Here is a 22317-nt window from a genome sequence, read left to right as displayed (position 1 = left end):
TGAGCCGCATTCATTATGCGGAAAGTGCCAAATACCGGCATACAAATATGTTAAATTCGGTCATTTAGTTGAGCTCCCGCAGTGGATGCATCCGTGCCGGCCAGCAGGGCTCGAAGAAGCGTTCGACCATCGCGTCGGTCACGGCCTCGATGATCGGCGGGGTCCAGGCGGGGCGGTTGTCCTTGTCGATCACCAGCGCCCGTACTCCTTCGACCACCTCGCCATGCTCGAAGGTGCGGCGCACGAGGTTGCGCTCCATGCGCAGAGCGTCGGCCAGGCTCATGTGTTTCGCGCGGCGCATGGCACTCAGGCTCACCTGCATGAGCAGCGGGCTGCGCTTGAGCATCGTGGCGCGGGTCTTCTGCGCGAACTCGATGAATTCGGGCCGGGTTTCGGTATCCAGCGCTTCCATGATCTCGGCAATCGAGCTCGAGGCAAAGACTTCGTCGATGTAGGGCCGCAGCGTCATGAACTGCCCCGGCGTCGGGCGCAGCGTGAATTCGCGGGCGCAGTATTGGCGCGCCTTTTGGGCCATGTCTGCCCGGGAAGCCGCATGCAGACTGCGGATCGCCTTCAGAAAGCGCGGCCGCTCGGCCAGGGGCACAAACACGTCGGCCATGCCGCAGTGCAGGGTGTCGGCCGCGCCGATCACCTCGCCGGTCACGCCCAGGTAGGTGCCCAGCTCACCCGGCGCGCGGGCGAGGAACCAGGTGCCGCCCACATCCGGGAACAGGCCGATGTTGACCTCCGGCATCGCGATCTTGCTGTTCTCGCTGACCACGCGCAGCCAGCCGGTTTCGGCAATGCCCATGCCGCCGCCCATGGTCACGCCCACCATCATGGCCACGTAGGGCTTGGGGTAGTGGGCGATGAGGTGGTTGAGCGCGTATTCCTCGGTGAAGAAGTCCTCCAGCAGCGGGCTGGTGCCGCGCGGCGTGCTGTGCGCCGCTTCGTGGAAGAACCGGATGTCGCCACCGGCGCACAGGCCCTTGTCGCTGCTGGTGTCCAGCACCACCACCTGCACGGCGGGGTCATTCGCCCAGGCGTCCAGCGTGTCGCGCAGGGTGCGGATCATCGGCAGCGAGAGCGCATTGAGTGCGCCCGGCCGGTTCAGGGTGATGAAGCCGACGGCGTGTTCGATACGGGTGAGGATGTGCGGATCGTGGGCGGTCATGACGGAATGGATTCAGGTACTGCTGCTGCGCCAGATGGCCAGGGCGGCGCGCGCGGGTTCAGACAGCTGCTCGGCCGGCAGGCTGGCGGCGTGGTGCCAGATCAGTAGCGCGTAGGGTTTGGAGAGGGCGGCGACTTCCGGGGCGAGCGACATGGCTTCGCCCTGTGCCGGGCGGCGGGTACGCCACCAGTTGATGGCGGTTTCGAGTTCTTGCAGGCTGACGGTGTCCATGGCGCGCAGTTCGAACGGCCCAGGCCGCACAGCATTCATTGTGGCTCAGCGCGCGCAGGCGCAGGCGCGGGCACAGGCGGCGAGGTACTGCATTCGCGCGGCCTGGTCCTGCGCGGCGGCCAGCGGGCGGGCGGCGCTGCGCGCCAGAAAGCCCTGCGCGGCGAAGCCGGCGGCCACGTCCGTCAAGATGTTGCCGGTCGTATCCGGCTGGCCGATCAGCGCGCCGTGCCATTCGCAGTCCAGCTCGGTGCACAGGGCCTGCCAATGGGTGGGCAGCGCACGCACCGCCGCGGCCAGCTCGGTGGTCGCAGCGTCGTCGGCGTCCGGTGAGGGCAGCGTCGCCACGAGCGCAAAGCGCTTGCCACGCATCCAGTCCCGGTAGTCCAGCAATGTGAGCGCCTGCCAACCTCGCAAGTGAGCCAGCACGCGCGTGTGCTGCTGCAGCGCGTCGGCCTGTGCGGGGATTAGCAGCACCACATCGGTGGCCAGGAGCAGGGCCTCAATCAGCGCCTTGGCTGCGCCGACCGGCACGGGCGCGACCTGCTCGGGCAGGGGCTCCAGCGTCAACCAGGTCTGCGTCCAATCCGCCGGCAGCCCGCCCGCAGCGAGCAGCGCCAGCATCTGCGCCGGGTTGCCCGCGGGGCCGGGCGCGCAGGCAGGTTGAAGAAGGAGGATGTGACGCACGTGAGGCTCGGCGGATGCAAGTGTGGCCGGCCGGCCGCGATGCGCGTTGCCGAACCGACAATTGACACGATTTTGGAGGATCACCCGGCTTCAAGCCGCGCACTGCCTGCCGACATAATCAGTGACCCGCGAAATTGCGTCCAAAGCACGTGTTCGCGGGCCGCAGCGCCACGGCGCCTGCGCCACCCTGAATTCTCGCGCCTTCCGGCGCCGCCCGACCCGCACTGTCGACCCGGGCATCCACAGAGGCTTGTGCCATGCAAGGTTCATCCCGCCGCGTTTGTTTCGCTCTGGCCGCCGGCCTGTCGGCGCTGCTGCTCGTCGCCTGCGGCGGCGGGGGCAGCAGCAGCCCGCCCGCGCCGCAGGTGCAGCAGCCCACCCCGGCCGTGGCAAGCATTGCGCCCACCACGCTGGTGGCCGGCAATGACGTCACGCTGACCGGGACCAATCTCGATCAAGTCCGCAGCGCCACACTGAACGGCGTGGCCCTGAGCCTGCGCAGCCAGAACGCTACGACCGCGGTGCTCACAGTGCCGGCCACGGCGAGCTCCGGCTTCATCACGATCACCGACAGCAACGGCAGCGCCCGTCCGATCTCGCAGCAGCTCAATGTGCTGGTGCGCATCGCGGTCAGCGGCTTCACGCCGGCGCGCGCGCTGGCCGGCGGCAGCGTGAACATCAACGGCAGCGGTTTTGCCCGCGTGCGCGAGGTGCGCTTCACCGGCGCCGCGGCGGCCGCCACCATCACGGCCCGCAGCGACACGCAGCTCACGGTCACCGTCCCGGCCGATGCCGCCTCCGGCCTGATCACCCTGGTGGGCGAAACCGCCAATGATCCCAACCCCACCGGCAGCACCTTCGAGCTCGTGCCGCCCGTGGTCGTGAATGCCAGCGCGGTCTACGCACCGGCGGCTGGCGCCACCTTCAATATCAGTGGCACGGGTCTGGGCGAAGTGACGGGTGCCACCATCGCCGGCTTGCCCGCCACGCTCACCAACGCCAGCGGCACCTCCATCACCCTGCAAGCGCCGGCGGGTGCGCCCTGCGGCGCCATCGTGCTGGTGGCGCGCCTGCAGCCCACCGTGCCAGGGGGCACCCTGGCCACCGCCAACCAGTGTGAAGCCAACGTGCGCCTGGCCGAGATCGACGTGGCCCAGGTCTATTCCCAGTCGCCTGGCGATCAATATCAGCGCCTGGTGCCCGGCAAGGAAACCTGGGTGCGCGCCTTCGTCGTTTCCACTGCGGCCAACCGTGCTGCGCCCGCCGTGCGCGTCGTCGGCCAGCGAGTCGTCAGCCCGAATGACATCACCACCTTGGGCACCGTCAATCTGACCGGCCCGGCCACGCTGCCGCAGGTGGCCGATGGCGCCGCCGTGCCCGCCAGCGTGCAGTACGACCTCACCCAGACCTTTGCCGCCGAATTGCCGGCAGCGTGGATCGCGCCCAACCTGCGCCTGCGCATCGAGGTCGACCCGGATCGCCGCAACAACGCCTTTAACACCGCCGACGCGACGCCCGTGGTCGGCACGGCCACGCGCCTGACCGTGATGCTGGTGCCCGTCATCACCGGGGGCAACACCAGCGCCGCCAACCCACCCTCGCTGCCCACCGCGGCACAGGTCATCGACGAAGTAGCCCGCTCCCTGCCGATCGCCCGCGACCAGATCGAGGTGCGCACCCGCTCGGCCTACACCTCCACCACCACAACGGATGGCCTGGACACCAGCGGTGAATGGTCCAGCGTCTTGAATGAGGTTCGTACGCTCCGAAACCAAGAGAACCCCACATTCCTCTACTACGGCGTGACGCGCCGCTCCGGCGGATCAATCGCGGGTATCGGCTACGTCGGAAGCCCCACGTCCAGTTCTCCGTCGCTGGTATCGCTTGGTTGGTCTCCCGACCAGAGTCCCGGCGGCTGGGCCCGCACGATGATCCACGAGTTCGGCCACAACTTCTCGCGCAGCCACGCACCCTGCGGCGGCGTGACCGGAGCCGACCCCAACTACCCCTACAGCGGCGGCCAGCTCGGCCCCACGGGCCTGTTCAACTCGAACAGCAATCAGGTCGTCGCACCGGGCACGGGCGCAGACATCATGGGCTACTGCAATGGCACCTGGTTCAGCGACTACAACTTCTCCGCTGTTCAAAACTTCCTGGAGCAGCACCGCGCCCGCGGCACCATGACCAAGCCGTCCGGCCCGGCCACCGAGCTGGCCGTGTTTGACGGCGTGATCAGCGCCAGCGGCCTGCAGCTGAAGCCTGCGCAGTTCCTGATCGGCCCGGCCGTGGCCAGCGCAGGCGACCACCGCGTTGTGCTGCGCACTGCAGACGGCCGCACCCTGGAGCAGCCGGTCGAACTGGTGCAGGTGGACCACGCCGACGAATGGCACTTCACCGTGACCCTGCCCAACCCCGGTGCTGTGGTGGCGGCCGATCTCATCACGCCGCGCGGCCAGCGCTTCAGTACCCAGACCCAGCGCGTGCTGGCCAAGTCGCAGGCGCCCGGCGCTGCACTCGCCGTGGAGCCCAGCGCCAGCCTGGCACCCGCCGCTGCAACAGCCAGCCTGCAGACCCTGCGCTGGAGCGCCGACTCCCACGCCTGGGCCACCGTCACCCATGTGGCGGACAACGGCCAGCGCACCGTGCTGGCCGTGCGCGCCCAAGGCGGCAGCCTGAAGTTCGACCCCCGCGACCTGCCCGCCGGCGGCCGCTTCGAAGTGGGCGTGTCCGACGGCGCCAGCGGCAAGGTGATCGTGCTGCCGCGCTGAAGCCACGCCACCCCAGGCCGCGCGGCGCCAGCGCAGCCAACGCAAAGGCCGTCCCGGAGCGATCCGGACGGCCTTTTCATTGGTCCGGGCGTTGCGGTCAAGGCGTGAGGGCGAAGGCTCTGAGCGGGCTTCCGCTTGTCTGGTGCGGATTTCCAGCCGATTTGCCCTGAAAAGCCGCATGAATACTGGGTCTGCGTTTTGCGCGCTTTAGCCCCAAGGCCAGGCCAGCCGGTTTGGCCGGGCCGGCGCTGGCCAGACTGCTGACAAGGTGCTGCGGACCGGCGCTGGCAGAATGCGCAGCCTTGTCACCTCCAGGCGACGCGCTGAACCCATCGCGCGCCGCCCTTCAAAAAAGGCGTGCCATGAGCACCCGCAATCTTCAGCTCTTCTTCATCTGTGTGGCCATCTGGGGGACGACCTGGCTGGCCATCAAGTTCCAGTTGGGCATCGTGCCGCCGGAAGTCAGCGTGGCCTGGCGCTTCGGGCTGGCAGCCGCGCTGCTGGCGGGCTTTTGCGTCTGGCGCGGCGACACCCTGCGCTTTTCCTTCGCGCAGCACCGCACCCTCTTTCTGCTGGGCGTGCTGATGTTCGGCATCAGCTACGTGTTCGTCTACATCGCCGAGCAGTACGTCGTGAGCGCGCTGGTAGCCGTGGGCTATTCGGCCTCGCCGCTCTTGAACATGCTCATCAGCCGGGTGGCGCATGGCACGCCGATGTCGCGCCGTGTGGCGGTGGGCGGGCTGCTGGGGGTGCTGGGCATCGTGCTGATCTTCTGGCCGGAGTTCACCGCCAGCCTGACTGCGCAGCACCTGAGCCGCGAGTTCATCCTCGGCGTGAGCTTTACCGCCGCAGCCGTGGTCATCGCGGCCATCGCCAACGTGTACGCCACCCGCGCCAACGAGCAGGGCATCAACGTCTGGCAGAAGATGGCCTGGGGCATGGGCTACGGCGCGGTGTGCTGCCTCGTCTGGGCGCTCGCTGCCAGCAAGCCGCTCACATTCGACTGGCGCCTGCCCTACGTGGCCAGCCTGCTCTACCTGGCCGTGTTCGGCAGCATCCTGGCCTTTGCCGGCTACCTCACGCTGATGAATCATGTGGGGGCGGCGCGCGCCGGCTATATCGGCGTGATGGTGCCGATCGTGGCGCTCATCATCAGCAGCATCTTCGAGAACTACGACTGGACCCTGCTGGCCGTGGCGGGCATCGCCCTGGCCACGGCGGGCAATGTGCTGGTACTGCGCGCACCGGCCCGGCCGGACGCCACGCCCAGGCGGGCCGAGCAGACATGAAAAAGGCCGATCGGCTGCCCGATCGGCCTTGCGGCATTCAAGCCCCAGCGTTCAGGGCGTATTCATGCAGCGACAGTCGCGCAGTTCGCGCGAGCGGCCGCTTTCCACGTGGGTGATGCTGCACTGATTCCCGGCGCGTGACAGGCGCAGGGTTTCTGTGACGGGTGCGCCACGAATGGCGCCGTCCAGCAGCCGGCCCTGCGCATCGCGCGGCGCCACCTTGTTGAGCACCACCTCGCTTGCGGTGCTGAAGTCCGTGCTGGTGAGGCTGACCTTGCGCTTGAGCGCGTCCTGCGCGAAGGTCGTCACCTCAGCCATGCACGCACCCTCCAGCGGACCGACCAGACGCGCCGGGCTGGCCGGCGTGCTGGCGCAGCCTGCCGCCAGCAGCAGGCCCACGACGGCAGGCACGGCGCGCAGGTGCATCACTTGTGGAAGGCGCTGGCGCGCACCGGGTGGCGCACGATGAAGCCGTCCTCAAGGCCTGCTCCGGGCTTCATCTGCTTGCCCAGAGCCACCGAAGCGGCGGGGCAGGCACCCGTGGTCGCACGCGTCAGTGCCACCGACAGCATGCCTTCAGTCGGGTCGCCCAGGGGCTTGTTGAAGTCGTCTACGGCTGCGCAGCCGGGTACGCCCGTGGGGCCGGTGCCACCGGGGATGAAGCCGTCGGCGTAGTCACCGAAGCCCTTGGCATTGATGCCCTTGAACTCGATCGGGAAGTAGCTCACGCCGCAGTTGTCCTTGGCCGTGAAGCCGTAGGGCTTGCCGCAGGTGGTACTGCCGATCAGGATGACTTCGACATCGATGCCGCGCAGGGCGTTGATGATCAGCTCGGATGCCGAGCAGGTATCCCCCTTGGTGATCACGTACACGCGGCCGAGGTTGACCGTGGGCAGCGGCGCATTGGCCGTGGTGCCCGAGCCTGTGAAGCCGCTCGTCGTGTTGAAGAACGGGGTGGCGGCACGGGCGTTGTCGGCGGTGCGCTTGTCGTTGAACTGGCTCTTCTCGAAGATGCGACCGTTGGTGCGCGCATTGCCGGCGATCATGTAGCCCAGCTGCGAGGAGATGTACACGTAGCCGCCGCCGTTGTAGCGCAGGTCAAGCACGAGATCAGTGATGCCCTGGGTGGCGAAGTTCTGGAACGCGGTCACCAGCTGGCCTTCGCCGTTCTGCGCAAGGAAGGTCGTGTACTGCAGGTAGCCGATCCGCTGAGTGCCGCGGGTGATGATGCTCGACGTCAGTACGGGCGACTGCTGGATCGACGCTGCGGTCAGCGTCGCAGTCTTGTCCGTGGAGCCCGTACCACCGGTGGGACGGAACACGAAGTTGTAGGTCTGGTTGAGCTGCGGGAACAGCGCCTGGTTGATGACCGTCACGTTGTTGCCGTTGATCACGTCATTGCCATTCACGCTGACCAGCGTGTCACCGCGTGCGAGCCCCGCTGCCGCTGCGGGGGAGCCCGGTTCCACGAATGCAATGCGGATGCTGCGCGGAGGAGCGCCCTGGATGACCGCCCATTCGATCCCGTAGCCCCCGGGGTTGCCCGAGGACAGGGCGTTCCACTCAGCCGTCGGGAAGGTGAAGCTGAACTCGTCCTGCTGCTTGCCCGATGCGGTGCGCGTGGGGCTCTTGAGCGCGCGGAAGTAATTGTCCAGGGACTGGTAGGTGGCCGCGGCGGAGCTGGTGTTGGAGAAGTTCGCCGCGGTTGCGTCGACGTTGGGCACCTCCGAGTACCAGAGATAGGCCTCGTTGTAGTAGCTGCGAATGAACTGCTTCTCGGTGTCCAGAGTGCCCGCGCGGTAGCCGGCGAGCAGGTTGCCGGCCATGTCGCGCGCATTGGCGTTCGTCGGGGCGCACTGCTGCGCACTGGCCGAGGACGGCGGAATCGTCGTCGAGGGCGGCGGGGCTGGCGGCGCAGGGGGTGGCGATGAGCCACCGCCTCCGCCACCGCAGGCAGTCAGTACGGCAAGAGACAGGGCCAGCACGGCGCCAAAGCTGGCGCTGCGCACGGTGCGAGGGCGATTCGGTTGCTGCAAGACAGACTCCAGAAGAGTGGGCGAAACGGCCAAGGGCTCGATTCGGTCCAGAGAAGGAGCCGCAAGGGTACAAAGCCTCGAAATCGCTCGGCAATTGGCGATGTAACCAATCGGTAACGCTCGGTATCCCGTGAATCGGTTGCGGGATGGCACGTAGGCCGAGGGGCGGCCCAAGCACCGATGTGCTGTTGTTGAGTTAAGTGCAACATCCCCGCCCGACGCTCGACCAGCCAAGGCCCGCGGGTCGAGTGCTGGTTCCAGCGCAGGTGTTTGACGCTTTCTCTGCTGCGGTGCCATAATCTACGGTTCCCGGAAAAAGGTCGTGGCGGGCTCATGCCTGTTGCCATCCGGATCCGAGTCGCTCTTTGGCAATTCCGCGTTTGCGCGCTGTCCGTTGAGTCGATCTCGCATCCTCCGGGCACATGTTTTCAACCTGGGCTCCCCAAGGGCCCGCAATCGCAACCGGAACGCGAATGCCAACCATCAACCAGCTCATTCGGAAGCCCCGAGTCTCTGAGACGATCAAGTCCAAGAGCCCGGCGCTGAAGAACAGCCCGCAAAAGCGCGGTGTCTGCACCAAGGTCTACACGACCACCCCCAAGAAGCCCAACTCCGCCCTGCGCAAGGTCGCCAAGGTTCGCCTGGTGAACGGCTACGAAATCATTTCGTACATCGGCGGCGAAGGTCACAACCTGCAAGAACACAGCGTCGTGCTGATCCGCGGCGGCCGTGTGAAGGACTTGCCGGGTGTGCGCTACCACATCGTCCGTGGTTCGCTGGACCTCCAGGGCGTGAAGGATCGCAAGCAGGCCCGTTCGAAGTACGGTGCCAAGATGCCCAAGGCTGGCGCAGCTGCTGCCGCCAAGAAGAAGTAATTTTTCAACCCGCGCAACCACAGGCTCTGGTTGCGAGTAAGTGGCCGCTCACATGAGTTGCCGCGAGCGTCGTGAGGGGTTCGTCCCCCGGCTCAACTGAAATGAAAAGGAAGACCCATGCCACGTCGTCGTGAAGTTCCCAAGCGCGAGATCCTGCCTGATCCGAAGTTCGGGAACGTCGAACTCGCTAAGTTCATGAACGTTGTGATGCTCTCCGGCAAGAAGGCTGTTGCCGAAAGCATCGTCTACGGTGCACTGGACCAGATCCAGTCCAAGGGCAAGGACCCGCTGGAGGTCTTTGGCACCGCGATCAACAACGTCAAGCCGGTCGTCGAAGTGAAATCCCGCCGTGTGGGCGGTGCGAACTACCAGGTTCCGGTGGAAGTTCGCCCGGTGCGCCGTCTGGCGCTGTCCATGCGCTGGATTCGCGAAGCGGCCAAGAAGCGTGGCGAGAAGTCGATGGCCCTGCGTCTGGCGGGCGAGCTCCTGGAAGCGGCCGAAGGCCGTGGCGGTGCCATGAAGAAGCGTGACGAAGTTCACCGCATGGCCGAAGCCAACAAGGCGTTCAGCCACTTCCGCTTCTGATCGCGACAGCGATCGGCGCAAGCTCCTCCTCGCGCTCCCAAACAAAGCGTCCGTAACCGGGAAGACATGCTGCACGGTGATCCTGTGCAGCCTTCCCCTCGCAAGAAAGTTTGAGTCATGGCTCGCAAGACCCCCATTGAGCGGTACCGCAACATCGGTATCTCCGCCCACATCGACGCCGGCAAAACGACGACGACCGAGCGCATCCTGTTCTACACGGGTGTGAACCACAAGATCGGCGAAGTGCATGACGGCGCTGCCACCATGGACTGGATGGAGCAGGAGCAGGAGCGTGGCATCACCATCACCTCCGCAGCGACCACCTGTTTCTGGAAGGGCATGGACATGTCCTATCCGGAGCACCGCTTCAACATCATCGACACCCCGGGGCACGTGGACTTCACCATCGAGGTGGAACGTTCCATGCGCGTGCTGGACGGCGCCTGCATGGTGTATTGCGCCGTGGGTGGCGTGCAGCCCCAGTCTGAAACCGTGTGGCGTCAGGCGAACAAGTACAAGGTGCCCCGTCTTGCCTTCGTGAACAAGATGGACCGCACGGGCGCGAACTTCTTCAAGGTCTATGACCAGATGAAGCTGCGCCTGAAGGCCAACCCTGTGCCCATCGTGATCCCTATCGGTGCCGAAGACAGCTTCACCGGCGTGGTCGACCTGCTCAAGATGAAGGCGATCATTTGGGACGAAGCCTCCCAGGGCATGAAGTTCGAATACAAGGACATCCCGGCCGATCTCGTCGCAACCGCCCAGGAATGGCGCGAGAAGATGGTCGAGGCCGCCGCCGAGGCCAGCGAAGATCTCATGAACAAGTACCTGGAAGAGGGCGACCTCTCCGAGGCCGAGATCAAGCTGGGTCTGCGCACGCGTACCATCGCCACCGAAATCCAGCCGATGCTGTGCGGCACCGCCTTCAAGAACAAGGGCGTGCAGCGCATGCTCGACGCTGTGATCGACTACCTGCCCTCGCCGGTGGACATCCCGCCCGTGGCCGGTACCGACGAGAACGAGCACGAAGCCCACCGCAAGGCGGACGACGGCGAGAAGTTCTCTGCGCTGGCATTCAAGCTGATGACCGACCCGTTCGTCGGCCAGCTGACCTTCGTGCGCGTGTATTCGGGTGTGCTCTCCAAGGGCGACACCGTCTACAACCCGGTCAAGGGCAAGAAGGAGCGCATCGGCCGCATCGTGCAGATGCACGCGAACAACCGCGAGGAAATCGAAGAGATCCGCGCCGGTGACATCGCTGCCTGCGTGGGCCTGAAGGAAGTGACCACGGGCGAAACCCTGTGCGACCCGGCTTCGGTCATCACCCTGGAACGCATGGTGTTCCCCGAGCCCGTGATTGCACAGGCCGTCGAACCCAAGTCCAAGGCTGACCAGGAAAAGATGGGCATTGCCCTGCAGCGTCTGGCCTCGGAGGATCCTTCGTTCCGTGTTCGCACGGATGAGGAATCCGGCCAGACCATCATCGCCGGCATGGGTGAGCTGCACCTGGAAATCATCGTCGACCGCATGAAGCGGGAGTTCGGCGTGGAAGCCAACGTGGGCAAGCCGCAGGTGGCCTATCGCGAGACCATCAAGAAGGCCGCGATGGACGTCGAAGGCAAGTTTGTCAAGCAGTCCGGCGGTCGTGGTCAGTACGGTCACGTGGTAATCAACCTCGAGCCGCTCGAGCCGGGTGGCAAGGGCTACGAGTTCGTCGACGCGATCAAGGGCGGCGTGGTGCCCCGTGAGTACATCCCCGCCGTGGACAAGGGCATTCAGGAAACCCTGCCTGCAGGCATCCTGGCCGGCTTCCCGGTGGTGGACGTGAAGGTCACGCTGCACTTCGGTAGCTACCACGACGTGGACTCGAATGAAAACGCGTTCCGCATGGCCGCCTCGATGGCCTTCAAGGACGCCATGCGCAAGGCCAGCCCTGTGCTGCTCGAGCCCATGATGGCCGTGGAAGTGGAAACGCCCGAAGACTACGCCGGCACCGTGATGGGCGACCTCTCGTCCCGTCGGGGCATGGTGCAGGGCATGGACGACATGGTCGGCGGCGGCAAGGCCATCAAGGCTGAAGTGCCCCTGTCGGAAATGTTCGGCTACTCGACCACGCTGCGCTCGATGACGCAGGGTCGCGCCACCTACACGATGGAATTCAAGCACTACGCCGAAGCGCCCAAGAACGTCGCTGAAGCAGTGATTTCGGCCAAGACCAAGTAATTGCAAGTCCGGCCCGGCACGTTGCGCCGGGTCATCCTCAAGTTCAAGATCAAGACTGATTCTCGGAGAGATTCAAAATGGCAAAAGGCAAGTTTGAGCGCACCAAGCCGCACGTCAACGTGGGCACGATCGGTCACGTGGACCACGGCAAGACCACGCTGACGGCTGCGATCACCACCGTGCTGTCCACCAAGTTCGGTGGCGAAGCCAAGGCCTACGACCAGATCGACGCGGCGCCCGAAGAGAAGGCGCGCGGCATCACCATTAACACCGCCCACGTCGAGTACGAGACCCAGAACCGCCACTACGCCCACGTGGATTGCCCGGGTCACGCCGACTACGTCAAGAACATGATCACCGGTGCCGCCCAGATGGACGGCGCCATCCTCGTGTGCTCGGCTGCTGACGGCCCCATGCCCCAGACCCGCGAGCACATCCTGCTGGCCCGTCAGGTCGGTGTGCCCTACATCATCGTCTTCCTGAACAAGTGCGACATGGTCGACGACGCCGAGCTGCTTGAGCTCGTCGAGATGGAAGTGCGCGAGCTGCTCAGCAAGTACGACTTCCCCGGTGACGACACCCCCATCATCCGCGGTGCGGCCAAGCTGGCCCTCGAAGGTGACAAGGGCGAGCTGGGCGAAGGCGCCATCATGAAGCTGGCCGACGCCCTGGACAGCTACATCCCCACGCCCGAGCGCGCTGTGGACGGTACCTTCCTGATGCCCGTCGAAGACGTCTTCTCTATCTCCGGTCGCGGCACCGTGGTGACTGGTCGCGTCGAGCGCGGCGTCATCAAGGTCGGCGAAGAAATCGAGATCGTTGGTCTGAAGGACACCCAGAAGACCATCTGCACCGGCGTGGAAATGTTCCGCAAGCTGCTTGACCAGGGTCAGGCCGGTGACAACGTCGGCATCCTGCTGCGCGGCACCAAGCGTGAAGACGTCGAGCGCGGCCAGGTGCTGTGCAAGCCGGGCTCCATCAAGCCGCACACCCACTTCACCGCCGAGGTGTACGTGCTGAGCAAGGAAGAAGGCGGCCGTCACACGCCGTTCTTCAACAACTACCGTCCGCAGTTCTACTTCCGCACCACCGACGTCACCGGCGCCATCGAGCTGCCCGAGGGCAAGGAAATGGTGATGCCTGGCGACAACGTGACGATCACCGTCAAGCTGATCGCCCCGATCGCCATGGAAGAAGGCCTGCGCTTTGCCATCCGCGAAGGCGGCCGCACCGTGGGCGCCGGCGTCGTGGCAAAGATCATCGAGTAATTCGATCCGTCCCGGCGCCCACGGGCGCCACCCAAGTTTGAGAAGCTAGATCGAGCGCTGATGCGGGTTTCCAGGCCAAACTGCCTGAAAACCCGCACCAGACAAGCGGAAAGCCTTCTCAACCCTGTTTTCCGCGGCCCTGCCGCACCGTTCTTTGGAGAAACCCATGCAAAACCAGAAGATCCGCATCCGCCTGAAGGCCTTCGATTACAAGCTGATCGACCAGTCGGCTGCCGAGATCGTCGATACCGCCAAGCGCACCGGCGCAGTAGTCCGTGGCCCTGTGCCCCTGCCGACCCGAATCGAGCGTTTCGATATCCTGCGTTCTCCGCACGTCAACAAGACCTCGCGCGACCAGCTTGAGATCCGCACCCACCAGCGCCTGATGGACATCGTGGATCCGACGGACAAGACCGTCGATGCCCTGATGAAGCTCGATCTGCCCGCGGGCGTGGATGTAGAGATCAAGCTCCAGTAAGGCTTGCCAAGATAAAAGCGCCCGTGACATAATTGCGGGCTTCCCTGTTTTCAGGGAAATGCAGTCTTGATCCAATCAAGCACTGCACCCGCCGGGTTGCCATTGTGGCGGCCCAGGCCTATCAGCCCCGGTCAATCGAAATCGGGAAAGGAACACAAATGGGTACCACCCTCGGTCTGTTGGGCCGCAAGGTTGGCATGACCCGCATCTTCACCGACGACGGCGCATCCGTGCCCGTCACGGTGCTGGAAGTGGGCAACAACCGCGTCACCCAAGTCAAGACGGTCGACAACGACGGCTACAGCGCCGTCCAGGTTGCCTACGGCGAGCGTCGTGCGAGCCGCGTCAGCAAGGCGCTGGCCGGTCACCTCGCCAAGGCTGGCGTGCAAGCTGGCTCCATCATCCGCGAATTCCGTGTCGATGCTGCCAAGGCTGCAGAAATGCCGGCCGGTACAGTCATCGGCCTCGACAGTCTGTTCAAGGCTGGCGAAAAGGTTGATGTGACGGGCACCACGATCGGTAAAGGCTTCGCCGGCACCATCAAGCGCCACAACTTCAACTCCGGTCGCGCCACCCACGGCAACTCCCGCAGCCACAACGTGCCCGGTTCCACCGGCATGGCGCAGGATCCGGGTCGCGTGTTCCCGGGCAAGCGCATGTCGGGACACATGGGCGATGTGCAATGCACCGTCCAGAATCTCGAAGTGGCTCGCGTTGACGCCGAGCGTGGTCTGCTGCTCGTCAAGGGTGCAGTCCCCGGTGCGCGCAACGGCCACATCATCGTCAAGCCGGCCGTCAAAGCCTAAGGGAGCCTGCAGCGATGGAACTCAAGCTTTATGACGCGCAAGGCCAGGCTGCCGGCAACGTTGCCGCATCCGACGTGGTCTTTGCCCGTGACTTCAACGAACCGCTGATCCACCAGATCGTGGTCGCCTTCCAGGCCAACGCGCGCAGCGGCAACCGTGCCCAGCTCACGCGTGCCGAGGTGAAGCACTCCACCAAGAAGCCCTGGCGCCAGAAGGGTACCGGTCGCGCTCGCGCTGGTATGACCTCCTCGCCGCTGTGGCGTGGTGGTGGTCGGATCTTCCCGAACAAGCCCGACGAAAACTTCGCCCACAAGGTCAACAAGAAGATGTTCCGTGCCGGCATGTGCTCGATCCTGAGCCAGCTCGCCCGTGAAGGTCGCATTGTGGTGGTGGACGAGCTGACGCTAGAGGCGCCGAAGACCAAGCTGCTTGCGCAGCGGATCAAAAGTATGGGCCTAGAGTCCGTGCTGATGGTGACCGACGGCTTCGACGAAAACCTGTACCTGGCCTCGCGCAACCTGCCCAACGTGGCCGTGGTTGAGCCCAAGCAGGCCGACCCGGTGGCCCTGGTGCACTTCGACAAGGTGCTCATGACCAAGGCAGCCGTGGCCAAGTTCGAGGAGATGTTCGCATGACGTCGCCCGCATTCAACAACGAGCGCCTGATGAAGGTGCTGCTCGCTCCGGTGATCTCGGAGAAGAGCACCCAGGTGGCCGAGAAGCACGAACAGGTGGCTTTCCACGTGCAGCAGGACGCCACCAAGCAGGAGGTCAAGGCCGCGGTCGAGCTGCTCTTTAAGGTGCAGGTCGAGTCGGTCAACATCCTGAACATCGGCGGCAAGACCAAGCGCTTCGGTCGCTTCATCGGTCGTCGCAACAACATCCGCAAGGCCTACGTGTGCTTGAAGCCCGGTCAGCAGATCGACTTCCAGCAGGAGGTCAAGTAAATGCTGGTCAAAGTCAAACCCACATCGCCTGGCCGCCGCAGCCTAGTCAAGGTCGTCAACCCCGACCTGCACAAGGGCGCACCGCACGCTCCGCTGCTCGAGCCTCAGAAGCGCTCGTCCGGCCGGAACAACAACGGCCACATCACCACCCGGCACATGGGCGGTGGTCACAAGTCGCACTACCGGATCATTGACTTCAAGCGCAACAAGGACGGCATCCCGGCCAAGGTTGAGCGGCTTGAATATGACCCGAACCGCACGGCCTTCATCGCACTGCTGTGCTACGCAGACGGTGAGCGTCGCTACATCATCGCCCCCAAGGGTGTTGCAGTTGGCGCCACGCTGATGAGCGGCTCCGAGGCCCCGATCCGTGCGGGCAACTGCATGCCGATCCGCAACATTCCGGTCGGGTCGGTGATCCACTGTGTCGAGATGCTGCCTGGCAAGGGTGCTCAGCTGGCGCGCTCGGCTGGCACATCGGCGACTCTGCTGGCTCGCGAAGGTTCCTACGCTCAGGTGCGCCTGCGCTCCGGTGAGGTGCGTCGCGTGCACATTGAGTGCCGTGCAACGCTCGGCGAGGTCGGCAACGAAGAAAACAACCTGCGTCAGATCGGCAAGGCTGGCGCGACGCGTTGGCGCGGCATCCGTCCGACCGTTCGCGGTGTGGCCATGAACCCGATCGATCACCCGCACGGTGGTGGCGAGGGTCGTACTGGTGAAGCCCAGGCCCCGGTGACCCCCTGGGGTCAGAAGACCAAGGGCTTCAAGACCCGCCGCAACAAGCGCACGACTTCGATGATCGTGCAGCGTCGCAAGAAGTAAGAGGACATCGCTATGGCACGTTCCGTAAAGAAGGGCCCGTTCTGCGACGCACACCTCATCAAGAAGGTGGACGCTGCGGTGGCCAATAAGGACAAGAAGCCGATCAAGACTTGGTCACGCCGCTCCACGGTGTTGCCCGAGTTCATCGGCCTCACGATCGCCGTGCACAACGGCCGCCAGCATGTGCCGGTCTATGTGACTGAGCAGATGGTGGGTCACAAGCTCGGCGAATTTGCAGCCACGCGCACCTTCAAGGGGCACGCGGCTGACAAAAAGGCCAAGAAGTAAGGACACGCAAACATGGAAACGACTGCAAAACTGCATGGCGTGCGGGTTTCGGCCCAGAAGGCACGTCTGGTCGCTGACCTGGTGCGTGGCAAGCCGGTCGGTGCGGCGCTGAACATCCTGACCTTCACGCCCAAGAAGGCGGCCTTCATTGTGAAGAAGGTTGTGGAGTCCGCGATCGCAAACGCCGAGCACAACGACGGCGCAGACATCGACGAGCTGAAGGTCAAGACGATCTACGTCGACAAGGGTGCTTCGCTCAAGCGCTTCCGTGCCCGCGCCAAGGGTCGCGGCGCCAGCATCGAAAAGCAAACCTGTCACATCACCGTGACCGTCGGCAACTAAGGAACCGCAATGGGACAGAAGATTCATCCGACCGGTTTTCGCCTTGCCGTTTCGCGCAACTGGGCGTCGCGCTGGTACGCCGGCAACGCCAACTTCGCCAGCATGCTTGCTGACGATGTCAAGGTTCGCGAGTACCTCAAGAAGAAGCTGAAGAACGCCGCTGTTGGTCGCGTTCTCATCGAGCGTCCTGCCAAGAACGCCAAGATCACCGTCTACTCGGCTCGTCCTGGCGTGGTTATCGGCAAGAAGGGCGAGGACATCGAAACCCTGAAAGCCGATCTGCAGAAGTTGATGGGCGTGCCTGTGCACGTCAACATCGAGGAAATCCGCAAGCCGGAAGTTGATGCACAGCTGATCGCCGACAGCATCACGCAGCAGCTCGAGAAACGCATCATGTTCCGTCGCGCCATGAAGCGTGCGATGCAGAACGCCATGCGTCTGGGAGCCCAGGGCATCAAGATCATGAGCTCGGGCCGCCTGAATGGCGCCGAAATCGCTCGCACCGAGTGGTATCGCGAAGGTCGGGTGCCCCTGCACACCCTGCGCGCCGACATCGAGTACGGCACCTCCGAGGCCTTGACCACCTACGGCATCATTGGTGTCAAGGTGTGGGTCTACAAGGGTGATACGCTCGGTCGTGGTGACGCGCCCGTCGCTGCCACGCCCGAAGCTGAGAAGGAAGATCGTCGCCCCGCACGTCGCCCGGCGACCCGTCGCCCGCGCGCTGATGGTGCACCTGGCGAAGGTGCCGCCGATCCGGCCAAGCCTGCCGTCAAGCGTGTCCGCAAGGCCGCTGTGGGTGCGGCTCCGGCTGAGAAGAAAGCAGGAGAATAAGCATGCTGCAACCAGCACGCAGGAAGTACCGCAAAGAGCAGAAGGGCCGCAACACCGGCGTTGCCACTCGTGGCGCTACCGTGGCCTTTGGCGAGTACGGACTCAAGGCGATCGGCCGCGGCCGTCTGACCGCGCGTCAGATCGAAGCGGCTCGTCGCGCGATGACCCGTCACATCAAGCGTGGCGGCCGCATCTGGATCCGCATTTTCCCGGACAAGCCGATTTCGCAGAAACCCGCTGAAGTCCGTATGGGTAACGGTAAGGGCAACCCGGAGTACTACGTGGCTGAGATTCAGCCGGGTAAGGTGCTCTACGAAATGGATGGCGTTGGCGAAGAGATGGCGCGCGAGGCATTCCGCCTGGCCGCTGCCAAGCTGCCGCTTCAGTGCGTTTTCGTGACGCGTCAGATTGGGGCCTGAGATGAAAGCCGCTGAACTGAGAACCAAGGATGACGGCGCATTGAAGCAGGAACTCGAGTCCCTGCTGAAGGCCCAATTTGGTCTGCGCATGCAGAAGGCCACGCAGCAGCTGGGCAACTCCAGCCAGCTGCAAAAGGTGCGCCGCGACATCGCACGCGTGAAGACCGTGATGCGAGAGAAGGCTGCCAAATGAGCGAAACCAAAGTCAAGCGCACGCTGGTCGGCAAGGTCGTCAGCGACAAGATGGACAAGACCGTGACCGTGCTCATCGAGCGCAAGGTTAAGCACCCCGTTATCGGCAAGGTGATGGTCCGGTCCAAGAAGGTTCACGCCCACGACGAAACGAACCAGTACAAGGCGGGAGACACTGTCGAGGTGGCTGAGAGCCGTCCGCTGTCCCGCACGAAGAGCTGGGTAGTGACACGTCTTGTCGAGGCAGCTCGTACGCTCTGATCTGCGCTAGAGGGCCTTCTCGGCCCCTTGCGCGCATCATTGATTCGGTACATAATATAGGGCTTCGCGTAGCACTCGCTGTGCGGAGATCTGGGCGCAAAGCGCCATCAACCCGCACCACGGGACCAAGACTGTCTGGCTCAACAGAGTCAGGCAAGTTGGGAAGACGACACCATGATTCAAACTGAAAGTCGGCTGGAAGTCGCCGACAACACTGGCGCTCGCGAAGTCCTTTGCATCAAGGTGCTTGGCGGCAGCAAGCGGCGCTATGCGTCGGTTGGCGACATTATCAAAGTCACCGTCAAGGATGCGACGCCTCGCGGTCGCGTCAAGAAGGGTGAGATCTACAACGCTGTCGTGGTGCGCACTGCCAAGGGTGTGCGTCGACCCGATGGTTCCCTGATCAAGTTCGATGGCAACGCAGCCGTCCTCTTGAATGCCAAGCTCGAGCCGATCGGCACGCGCATCTTCGGCCCGGTCACGCGCGAATTGCGTACCGAGCGCTTTATGAAGATCGTGTCGCTCGCGCCCGAGGTTCTCTAAGGAGCTGCGCGATGAACAAACTGCGCAAAGGTGACGAGGTCATCGTTCTGACCGGCCGCGACAAGGGCAAGCGTGGTGTGGTGCTTTCTCGCACCGACGCCGATCATCTTGTTGTAGAGGGTGTCAACGTCGTCAAGAAGGCGACCAAACCGAACCCGATGGCGGGTACCACGGGTGGCCTGCTCGACAAGACCATGCCGATCCACCAGAGCAATGTCGCAATCTTCAATCCTGCCACCGGCAAGGCCGATCGTGTCGGCATCAAGCTCGACGGTGACAAGAAGATTCGCGTGTTCAAGTCCAGCGGCGAAGCCCTGAAGGCCTAAGCGGAGTGACCATGGCACGTTTTCAACAGCACTATCGCGACAAGGTTGTCCCCGCGCTCATGCAGCAGTTTGGCTACAAGAGCGTCATGGAAGTCCCGCGTATCACCAAGATCACCCTGAACATGGGCTTGGCTGAGGCCGTGGCCGACAAGAAGGTGATCGACTCGGCAACCGCCGACCTCACCAAGATTGCCGGTCAGAAGCCCGTGGTGACCAAAGCTCGAAAGGCAATCGCAGGCTTCAAGCTGCGCGCCGGCATGCCGATTGGTTGCATGGTCACTCTGCGTGGCGCCCGGATGTTCGAGTTTCTCGACCGCTTCGTTACGGTTGCGCTCCCGCGTGTGCGCGACTTCCGCGGTGTTTCCGGTCGCGCGTTCGATGGTCGTGGCAACTACAACATCGGGATGAAAGAGCAGATCATCTTCCCCGAAATCGAATACGACAAGGTAGATGCGTTGCGCGGTCTGAATATCAGCATCACCACAACGGCCAAGACGGATGAAGAAGCCAAGGCTCTGCTCGCTTCTTTCCGATTCCCGTTCAAGAACTAAGGAGCTGCGAGTGGCAAAGCTTGCACTGATCAACCGCGAAGCCAAGCGCACCAAGCTTGTGGCGAAGTTCGCTTCCAAGCGCGAATCACTCAAGGCCGTGATCGACGATCAATCCAAGAGCGATGAAGAGCGTTACGCAGCCCGCCTGGAGCTGCAGCAGCTGCCTCGCAACGCCAATCCCACGCGCCAGCGCAAACGCTGCGCCATCACGGGTCGCCCCCGTGGCGTGTTCCGCAAGTTTGGCCTGTCTCGCGGCCAGATTCGCGACATCGCCATGCGCGGTGAAATCCCCGGCGTCACCAAGGCCAGCTGGTAAGGAAGGGTTCCGACATGAGCATGAGTGATCCCATCGCCGACATGCTGACGCGTATCCGTAACGCGCAGCAGGTTGAGCGGACAAATGTGACGATGCCGTCTTCCAAGCTGAAGGTGGCGATCGCCAAAGTGCTGGCCGATGAAGGCTACATCGACGGCTACAGCGTCAAGCAAGAGGACGGCAAGTCCACCCTCGAGATCGGCCTGAAGTACTACGCCGGGCGCGCGGTAATCGAGCGAATCGAGCGCGTATCCAAGCCGGGTCTGCGCATCTACCGCGGCCGCGACAGCCTTCCGCAAGTCATGAACGGTCTGGGCATCGCGATCGTGTCGACGCCCAAGGGCGTGATGACCGACCGCAAGGCCCGCGCTTCAGGTGTGGGTGGCGAAGTCATCTGCCTCGTGGCCTAACAGGAGATATCGAAGTGTCTCGTGTTGCTCGTATTCCAGTCGCCCTCCCCAAGGGAGCTGAGGCGACCCTCGCAAACGGTGTCCTGACGGTCAAAGGCCCCTTGGGTACCCTGACTCAGGCCGTACATCCCGGTGTTGCAATCGAAATCAAGGACGGCAACGTCTCTTTCGCTGCTGCCGATGAAACCCGTGAAGCCAAGGCCATGTCCGGAACGCTTCGCGCTCTGACTAGCAATATGGTGACCGGCGTGACCAAGGGCTTCGAGCGCAAGCTCACTCTGGTTGGCGTGGGCTTCCGTGCCGCAGCCAAGGGTGACTCCCTGGATTTGCAGCTCGGTTTCTCTCACCCGGTCGTTCACAAGATGCCTGCAGGCGTGAAGGTGGAAACGCCTTCCCAGACCGAAATCCTGATCAAGGGTGCGGATCGCCAGCGTGTCGGCCAGGTAGCCGCGGAAGTCCGCGCGTACCGTCCGCCTGAGCCCTACAAGGGCAAGGGCGTTCGCTACGCGGACGAAGTGGTTGTCCTCAAAGAAACCAAGAAGAAGTAAGGGGAACCGCACATGGACAAGAAGCAAGCTCGTCTGCGTCGCGCCCGTTCGACCCGCCTGCGTATTGCGCAGCTGCGTGTCAAGCGCCTCACGGTGCATCGTTCCAACCTCCATATCTACGCGACCATCTGGTCCGAAGATGGCAGGCTGGCGTTGGTATCTGCATCCACGCTCGAGGCTGAGAGCCGTTCCGCGCTCGGCGGCAAGGGTAAGGGTGGAAATGTGGCCGCTGCGCAAATGGTTGGCAAGAAGGTTGCCGAGCGCGCCAAGGCCGCCGGCATCGAGGCTGTTGCCTTTGACCGCGCCGGATTCCGTTTCCATGGCCGCGTCAAGGCGCTGGCCGATGCGGCCCGTGAAGCCGGTCTCAAGTTCTAAGGACTGACAGATGGCAAAGATGCAAGTGAAGGCCGCCGGCGAAGAGCGCGATGATGGCCTGAAGGAAAAGATGATCGCGGTGAACCGCGTCACCAAGGTGGTGAAGGGCGGCCGCATCATGGGCTTCGCTGCGCTGACCGTGGTGGGCGACGGTGACGGTCGCATCGGTATGGGTAAGGGCAAGTCTCGTGAAGTGCCTGTTGCCGTTCAGAAGGCGATGGAAGAAGCGCGCCGCAAGATGGTCAAGATCCCGCTGAAGAACGGCACCCTGCACCACGCGGTCACCGGCAAGCACGGCGCTTCCGAGGTGACGATGTCCCCCGCGCCCGAAGGTACCGGCGTGATCGCGGGTGGTCCAATGCGCGCCATCTTCGACGTGATGGGCGTTCGCAATGTGGTCGCCAAAAGCCACGGCTCGACCAATCCCTACAACATGGTGCGCGCAGCCTTGAATGGTCTGCAGGCATGCACCACTCCGTCCGAAGTCGCTGCCAAGCGCGGCAAATCGGTCGAAGAGATCCTCAGCTGAGGAGTTGAGTCATGGCAAACAAGACTGTGAAGGTAACGCTGGTGCGTTCTCCGATTGGCTGCAAGGCCGATCACCGCCAGACCGTCATCGGTTTGGGTCTAAAGAAGATCCGCCAATCCCGTGAACTTGAGGACACGCCCGCTGTACGCGGCATGATCAACAAGGTTGCGTATCTCGTGAAGGTTGAGGGCTGATTCC

At 63.8% G+C, this 22317-nt stretch carries 31 protein-coding genes; 26 read left to right on the top strand and 5 right to left on the bottom strand.

Going from position 1 to position 22317, the window contains the following annotated elements:
• Window positions 1-64: 64 nt before the first annotated feature.
• The 3 genes from ACMDW7_RS16245 to ACMDW7_RS16235 are packed head-to-tail and all read right to left on the bottom strand — an operon-like array spanning window position 65 to window position 2089.
• Window positions 65-1174: an enoyl-CoA hydratase/isomerase family protein gene (locus ACMDW7_RS16245; RefSeq protein WP_377304314.1), complete on the bottom strand. Its 1110-nt coding sequence runs from the start codon at window positions 1172-1174 to the stop codon at window positions 65-67.
• 12 nt (window positions 1175-1186) lie between these two features.
• Window positions 1187-1405, bottom strand: coding sequence for a DUF3717 domain-containing protein (locus ACMDW7_RS16240; RefSeq protein ID WP_377304312.1), 219 nt, complete (start codon window positions 1403-1405; stop codon window positions 1187-1189).
• 45 nt (window positions 1406-1450) lie between these two features.
• Window positions 1451-2089, bottom strand: a complete 639-nt coding sequence (locus tag ACMDW7_RS16235; protein WP_377304310.1) for a hypothetical protein — start codon at window positions 2087-2089, stop codon at window positions 1451-1453.
• 257 nt (window positions 2090-2346) lie between these two features.
• Between ACMDW7_RS16235 and ACMDW7_RS16230 the strand changes: the two genes are divergently transcribed.
• Both ACMDW7_RS16230 and ACMDW7_RS16225 read left to right on the top strand, forming a co-directional pair.
• Window positions 2347-4857, top strand: a complete 2511-nt coding sequence (locus ACMDW7_RS16230; RefSeq protein WP_377304308.1) for an IPT/TIG domain-containing protein — start codon at window positions 2347-2349, stop codon at window positions 4855-4857.
• Between the two features lie 362 nt (window positions 4858-5219).
• Window positions 5220-6146 (top strand): DMT family transporter, encoded by a 927-nt coding sequence (locus ACMDW7_RS16225; RefSeq protein WP_377304306.1) that lies wholly within the window; start codon window positions 5220-5222, stop codon window positions 6144-6146.
• A 51-nt stretch (window positions 6147-6197) separates the two neighbouring features.
• Here the strand turns inward: ACMDW7_RS16225 and ACMDW7_RS16220 are convergent, their stop codons facing one another.
• A complete protein-coding gene (locus ACMDW7_RS16220; protein WP_377304304.1) occupies window positions 6198-6572 on the bottom strand; it encodes a hypothetical protein in 375 nt (124 codons plus the stop codon).
• A complete protein-coding gene (locus tag ACMDW7_RS16215) occupies window positions 6572-8182 on the bottom strand; it encodes a S41 family peptidase (protein ID WP_377304302.1) in 1611 nt (536 codons plus the stop codon). Before ACMDW7_RS16215 ends, ACMDW7_RS16220 begins: the two co-directional genes overlap by 1 nt.
• Window positions 8183-8655: 473 nt before the next feature.
• On the opposite strand from ACMDW7_RS16215, the gene rpsL reads away from it, so the two are divergent.
• From rpsL to rpmD, 24 genes are all read left to right on the top strand, one after another.
• On the top strand, window positions 8656-9057 hold the full coding sequence (gene rpsL / locus ACMDW7_RS16210; RefSeq protein WP_377304300.1) for a 30S ribosomal protein S12: 402 nt from the start codon (window positions 8656-8658) through the stop codon (window positions 9055-9057).
• A gap of 117 nt (window positions 9058-9174) precedes the next feature.
• Window positions 9175-9642 (top strand): 30S ribosomal protein S7, encoded by a 468-nt coding sequence (rpsG, locus tag ACMDW7_RS16205; RefSeq protein WP_054124792.1) that lies wholly within the window; start codon window positions 9175-9177, stop codon window positions 9640-9642.
• A 117-nt stretch (window positions 9643-9759) separates the two neighbouring features.
• The gene (fusA, locus tag ACMDW7_RS16200) at window positions 9760-11865 is read left to right on the top strand and encodes an elongation factor G (RefSeq protein ID WP_377304298.1); all 2106 of its coding nucleotides are present in this window, start codon (window positions 9760-9762) and stop codon (window positions 11863-11865) included.
• Window positions 11866-11942: 77 nt separating this feature from the next.
• Window positions 11943-13133, top strand: coding sequence for an elongation factor Tu (tuf, locus tag ACMDW7_RS16195; RefSeq protein WP_377304296.1), 1191 nt, complete (start codon window positions 11943-11945; stop codon window positions 13131-13133).
• A gap of 166 nt (window positions 13134-13299) precedes the next feature.
• Window positions 13300-13611, top strand: a complete 312-nt coding sequence (rpsJ, locus tag ACMDW7_RS16190) for a 30S ribosomal protein S10 (RefSeq protein WP_054126414.1) — start codon at window positions 13300-13302, stop codon at window positions 13609-13611.
• A 158-nt stretch (window positions 13612-13769) separates the two neighbouring features.
• On the top strand, window positions 13770-14417 hold the full coding sequence (rplC, locus tag ACMDW7_RS16185) for a 50S ribosomal protein L3 (RefSeq protein ID WP_377302608.1): 648 nt from the start codon (window positions 13770-13772) through the stop codon (window positions 14415-14417).
• A 14-nt stretch (window positions 14418-14431) separates the two neighbouring features.
• A complete protein-coding gene (rplD, locus tag ACMDW7_RS16180) occupies window positions 14432-15052 on the top strand; it encodes a 50S ribosomal protein L4 (RefSeq protein ID WP_054126412.1) in 621 nt (206 codons plus the stop codon).
• Window positions 15049-15363: a 50S ribosomal protein L23 gene (gene rplW / locus ACMDW7_RS16175; RefSeq protein ID WP_054126411.1), complete on the top strand. Its 315-nt coding sequence runs from the start codon at window positions 15049-15051 to the stop codon at window positions 15361-15363. Before rplD ends, rplW begins: the two co-directional genes overlap by 4 nt.
• The gene (gene rplB / locus ACMDW7_RS16170; protein WP_377302610.1) at window positions 15364-16185 is read left to right on the top strand and encodes a 50S ribosomal protein L2; all 822 of its coding nucleotides are present in this window, start codon (window positions 15364-15366) and stop codon (window positions 16183-16185) included. It begins immediately after the preceding gene.
• 12 nt (window positions 16186-16197) lie between these two features.
• The gene (gene rpsS, locus ACMDW7_RS16165; protein WP_054126409.1) at window positions 16198-16473 is read left to right on the top strand and encodes a 30S ribosomal protein S19; all 276 of its coding nucleotides are present in this window, start codon (window positions 16198-16200) and stop codon (window positions 16471-16473) included.
• 12 nt (window positions 16474-16485) lie between these two features.
• Window positions 16486-16815, top strand: coding sequence for a 50S ribosomal protein L22 (gene rplV / locus ACMDW7_RS16160; RefSeq protein WP_054126408.1), 330 nt, complete (start codon window positions 16486-16488; stop codon window positions 16813-16815).
• 9 nt (window positions 16816-16824) lie between these two features.
• Window positions 16825-17649, top strand: coding sequence for a 30S ribosomal protein S3 (gene rpsC / locus ACMDW7_RS16155; protein WP_377302613.1), 825 nt, complete (start codon window positions 16825-16827; stop codon window positions 17647-17649).
• 2 nt (window positions 17650-17651) lie between these two features.
• Window positions 17652-18068, top strand: coding sequence for a 50S ribosomal protein L16 (rplP, locus tag ACMDW7_RS16150; RefSeq protein ID WP_054126406.1), 417 nt, complete (start codon window positions 17652-17654; stop codon window positions 18066-18068).
• 1 nt (window position 18069) lies between these two features.
• Window positions 18070-18261, top strand: a complete 192-nt coding sequence (gene rpmC, locus ACMDW7_RS16145) for a 50S ribosomal protein L29 (RefSeq protein WP_054126405.1) — start codon at window positions 18070-18072, stop codon at window positions 18259-18261.
• On the top strand, window positions 18258-18521 hold the full coding sequence (rpsQ, locus tag ACMDW7_RS16140) for a 30S ribosomal protein S17 (protein ID WP_377302616.1): 264 nt from the start codon (window positions 18258-18260) through the stop codon (window positions 18519-18521). Before rpmC ends, rpsQ begins: the two co-directional genes overlap by 4 nt.
• Before the next feature lie 174 nt (window positions 18522-18695).
• Window positions 18696-19064 carry a 50S ribosomal protein L14 gene (rplN, locus tag ACMDW7_RS16135; protein ID WP_054126403.1) on the top strand — a complete coding sequence of 123 codons (369 nt, stop codon included), beginning with the start codon at window positions 18696-18698 and terminating at the stop codon, window positions 19062-19064.
• A gap of 11 nt (window positions 19065-19075) precedes the next feature.
• Window positions 19076-19390: a 50S ribosomal protein L24 gene (gene rplX, locus ACMDW7_RS16130; RefSeq protein ID WP_054126402.1), complete on the top strand. Its 315-nt coding sequence runs from the start codon at window positions 19076-19078 to the stop codon at window positions 19388-19390.
• 11 nt (window positions 19391-19401) lie between these two features.
• Complete coding sequence (gene rplE, locus ACMDW7_RS16125; RefSeq protein WP_377302618.1) at window positions 19402-19941, top strand: 50S ribosomal protein L5; 540 nt, start codon at window positions 19402-19404, stop codon at window positions 19939-19941.
• 10 nt (window positions 19942-19951) lie between these two features.
• On the top strand, window positions 19952-20257 hold the full coding sequence (rpsN, locus tag ACMDW7_RS16120; RefSeq protein WP_054126401.1) for a 30S ribosomal protein S14: 306 nt from the start codon (window positions 19952-19954) through the stop codon (window positions 20255-20257).
• Between the two features lie 14 nt (window positions 20258-20271).
• The gene (rpsH, locus tag ACMDW7_RS16115) at window positions 20272-20667 is read left to right on the top strand and encodes a 30S ribosomal protein S8 (RefSeq protein ID WP_377302621.1); all 396 of its coding nucleotides are present in this window, start codon (window positions 20272-20274) and stop codon (window positions 20665-20667) included.
• Window positions 20668-20681: 14 nt separating this feature from the next.
• Window positions 20682-21215, top strand: coding sequence for a 50S ribosomal protein L6 (gene rplF, locus ACMDW7_RS16110; protein ID WP_377302623.1), 534 nt, complete (start codon window positions 20682-20684; stop codon window positions 21213-21215).
• A gap of 12 nt (window positions 21216-21227) precedes the next feature.
• Window positions 21228-21590, top strand: a complete 363-nt coding sequence (gene rplR / locus ACMDW7_RS16105) for a 50S ribosomal protein L18 (RefSeq protein WP_054126398.1) — start codon at window positions 21228-21230, stop codon at window positions 21588-21590.
• Window positions 21591-21600: 10 nt separating this feature from the next.
• Window positions 21601-22119 (top strand): 30S ribosomal protein S5, encoded by a 519-nt coding sequence (gene rpsE / locus ACMDW7_RS16100; protein WP_377302625.1) that lies wholly within the window; start codon window positions 21601-21603, stop codon window positions 22117-22119.
• Between the two features lie 11 nt (window positions 22120-22130).
• Window positions 22131-22313, top strand: a complete 183-nt coding sequence (gene rpmD, locus ACMDW7_RS16095) for a 50S ribosomal protein L30 (RefSeq protein WP_054126396.1) — start codon at window positions 22131-22133, stop codon at window positions 22311-22313.
• The last annotated feature ends 4 nt before the right edge of the window (window positions 22314-22317 follow it).

This window comes from Piscinibacterium candidicorallinum (assembly GCF_047549485.1).
Classification (GTDB): Bacteria; Pseudomonadota; Gammaproteobacteria; order Burkholderiales; family Burkholderiaceae_C; genus Piscinibacterium; species Piscinibacterium candidicorallinum.
Note: the sequence above shows the minus strand (reverse complement) of the source record. Positions and strands in the feature narration are given on the sequence as shown.

What these genes read in the sequence shown, in the direction of transcription:
- ACMDW7_RS16245 (WP_377304314.1), bottom strand. Translation starts at nt 1,174, where the DNA reads ATGACCGCCCACGATCCGCACATCCTCACCCGTATCGAACACGCCGTC.
- ACMDW7_RS16240 (WP_377304312.1), bottom strand. Translation starts at nt 1,405, where the DNA reads ATGGACACCGTCAGCCTGCAAGAACTCGAAACCGCCATCAACTGGTGG.
- ACMDW7_RS16230 (WP_377304308.1), top strand. Translation starts at nt 2,347, where the DNA reads ATGCAAGGTTCATCCCGCCGCGTTTGTTTCGCTCTGGCCGCCGGCCTG.
- ACMDW7_RS16225 (WP_377304306.1), top strand. Translation starts at nt 5,220, where the DNA reads ATGAGCACCCGCAATCTTCAGCTCTTCTTCATCTGTGTGGCCATCTGG.
- ACMDW7_RS16220 (WP_377304304.1), bottom strand. Translation starts at nt 6,572, where the DNA reads ATGCACCTGCGCGCCGTGCCTGCCGTCGTGGGCCTGCTGCTGGCGGCA.
- rpsL (WP_377304300.1), top strand. Translation starts at nt 8,656, where the DNA reads ATGCCAACCATCAACCAGCTCATTCGGAAGCCCCGAGTCTCTGAGACG.
- rpsG (WP_054124792.1), top strand. Translation starts at nt 9,175, where the DNA reads ATGCCACGTCGTCGTGAAGTTCCCAAGCGCGAGATCCTGCCTGATCCG.
- fusA (WP_377304298.1), top strand. Translation starts at nt 9,760, where the DNA reads ATGGCTCGCAAGACCCCCATTGAGCGGTACCGCAACATCGGTATCTCC.
- tuf (WP_377304296.1), top strand. Translation starts at nt 11,943, where the DNA reads ATGGCAAAAGGCAAGTTTGAGCGCACCAAGCCGCACGTCAACGTGGGC.
- rpsJ (WP_054126414.1), top strand. Translation starts at nt 13,300, where the DNA reads ATGCAAAACCAGAAGATCCGCATCCGCCTGAAGGCCTTCGATTACAAG.
- rplC (WP_377302608.1), top strand. Translation starts at nt 13,770, where the DNA reads ATGGGTACCACCCTCGGTCTGTTGGGCCGCAAGGTTGGCATGACCCGC.
- rplD (WP_054126412.1), top strand. Translation starts at nt 14,432, where the DNA reads ATGGAACTCAAGCTTTATGACGCGCAAGGCCAGGCTGCCGGCAACGTT.
- rplW (WP_054126411.1), top strand. Translation starts at nt 15,049, where the DNA reads ATGACGTCGCCCGCATTCAACAACGAGCGCCTGATGAAGGTGCTGCTC.
- rplB (WP_377302610.1), top strand. Translation starts at nt 15,364, where the DNA reads ATGCTGGTCAAAGTCAAACCCACATCGCCTGGCCGCCGCAGCCTAGTC.
- rpsS (WP_054126409.1), top strand. Translation starts at nt 16,198, where the DNA reads ATGGCACGTTCCGTAAAGAAGGGCCCGTTCTGCGACGCACACCTCATC.
- rplV (WP_054126408.1), top strand. Translation starts at nt 16,486, where the DNA reads ATGGAAACGACTGCAAAACTGCATGGCGTGCGGGTTTCGGCCCAGAAG.
- rpsC (WP_377302613.1), top strand. Translation starts at nt 16,825, where the DNA reads ATGGGACAGAAGATTCATCCGACCGGTTTTCGCCTTGCCGTTTCGCGC.
- rplP (WP_054126406.1), top strand. Translation starts at nt 17,652, where the DNA reads ATGCTGCAACCAGCACGCAGGAAGTACCGCAAAGAGCAGAAGGGCCGC.
- rpmC (WP_054126405.1), top strand. Translation starts at nt 18,070, where the DNA reads ATGAAAGCCGCTGAACTGAGAACCAAGGATGACGGCGCATTGAAGCAG.
- rpsQ (WP_377302616.1), top strand. Translation starts at nt 18,258, where the DNA reads ATGAGCGAAACCAAAGTCAAGCGCACGCTGGTCGGCAAGGTCGTCAGC.
- rplN (WP_054126403.1), top strand. Translation starts at nt 18,696, where the DNA reads ATGATTCAAACTGAAAGTCGGCTGGAAGTCGCCGACAACACTGGCGCT.
- rplX (WP_054126402.1), top strand. Translation starts at nt 19,076, where the DNA reads ATGAACAAACTGCGCAAAGGTGACGAGGTCATCGTTCTGACCGGCCGC.
- rplE (WP_377302618.1), top strand. Translation starts at nt 19,402, where the DNA reads ATGGCACGTTTTCAACAGCACTATCGCGACAAGGTTGTCCCCGCGCTC.
- rpsH (WP_377302621.1), top strand. Translation starts at nt 20,272, where the DNA reads ATGAGCATGAGTGATCCCATCGCCGACATGCTGACGCGTATCCGTAAC.
- rplR (WP_054126398.1), top strand. Translation starts at nt 21,228, where the DNA reads ATGGACAAGAAGCAAGCTCGTCTGCGTCGCGCCCGTTCGACCCGCCTG.
- rpsE (WP_377302625.1), top strand. Translation starts at nt 21,601, where the DNA reads ATGGCAAAGATGCAAGTGAAGGCCGCCGGCGAAGAGCGCGATGATGGC.
- rpmD (WP_054126396.1), top strand. Translation starts at nt 22,131, where the DNA reads ATGGCAAACAAGACTGTGAAGGTAACGCTGGTGCGTTCTCCGATTGGC.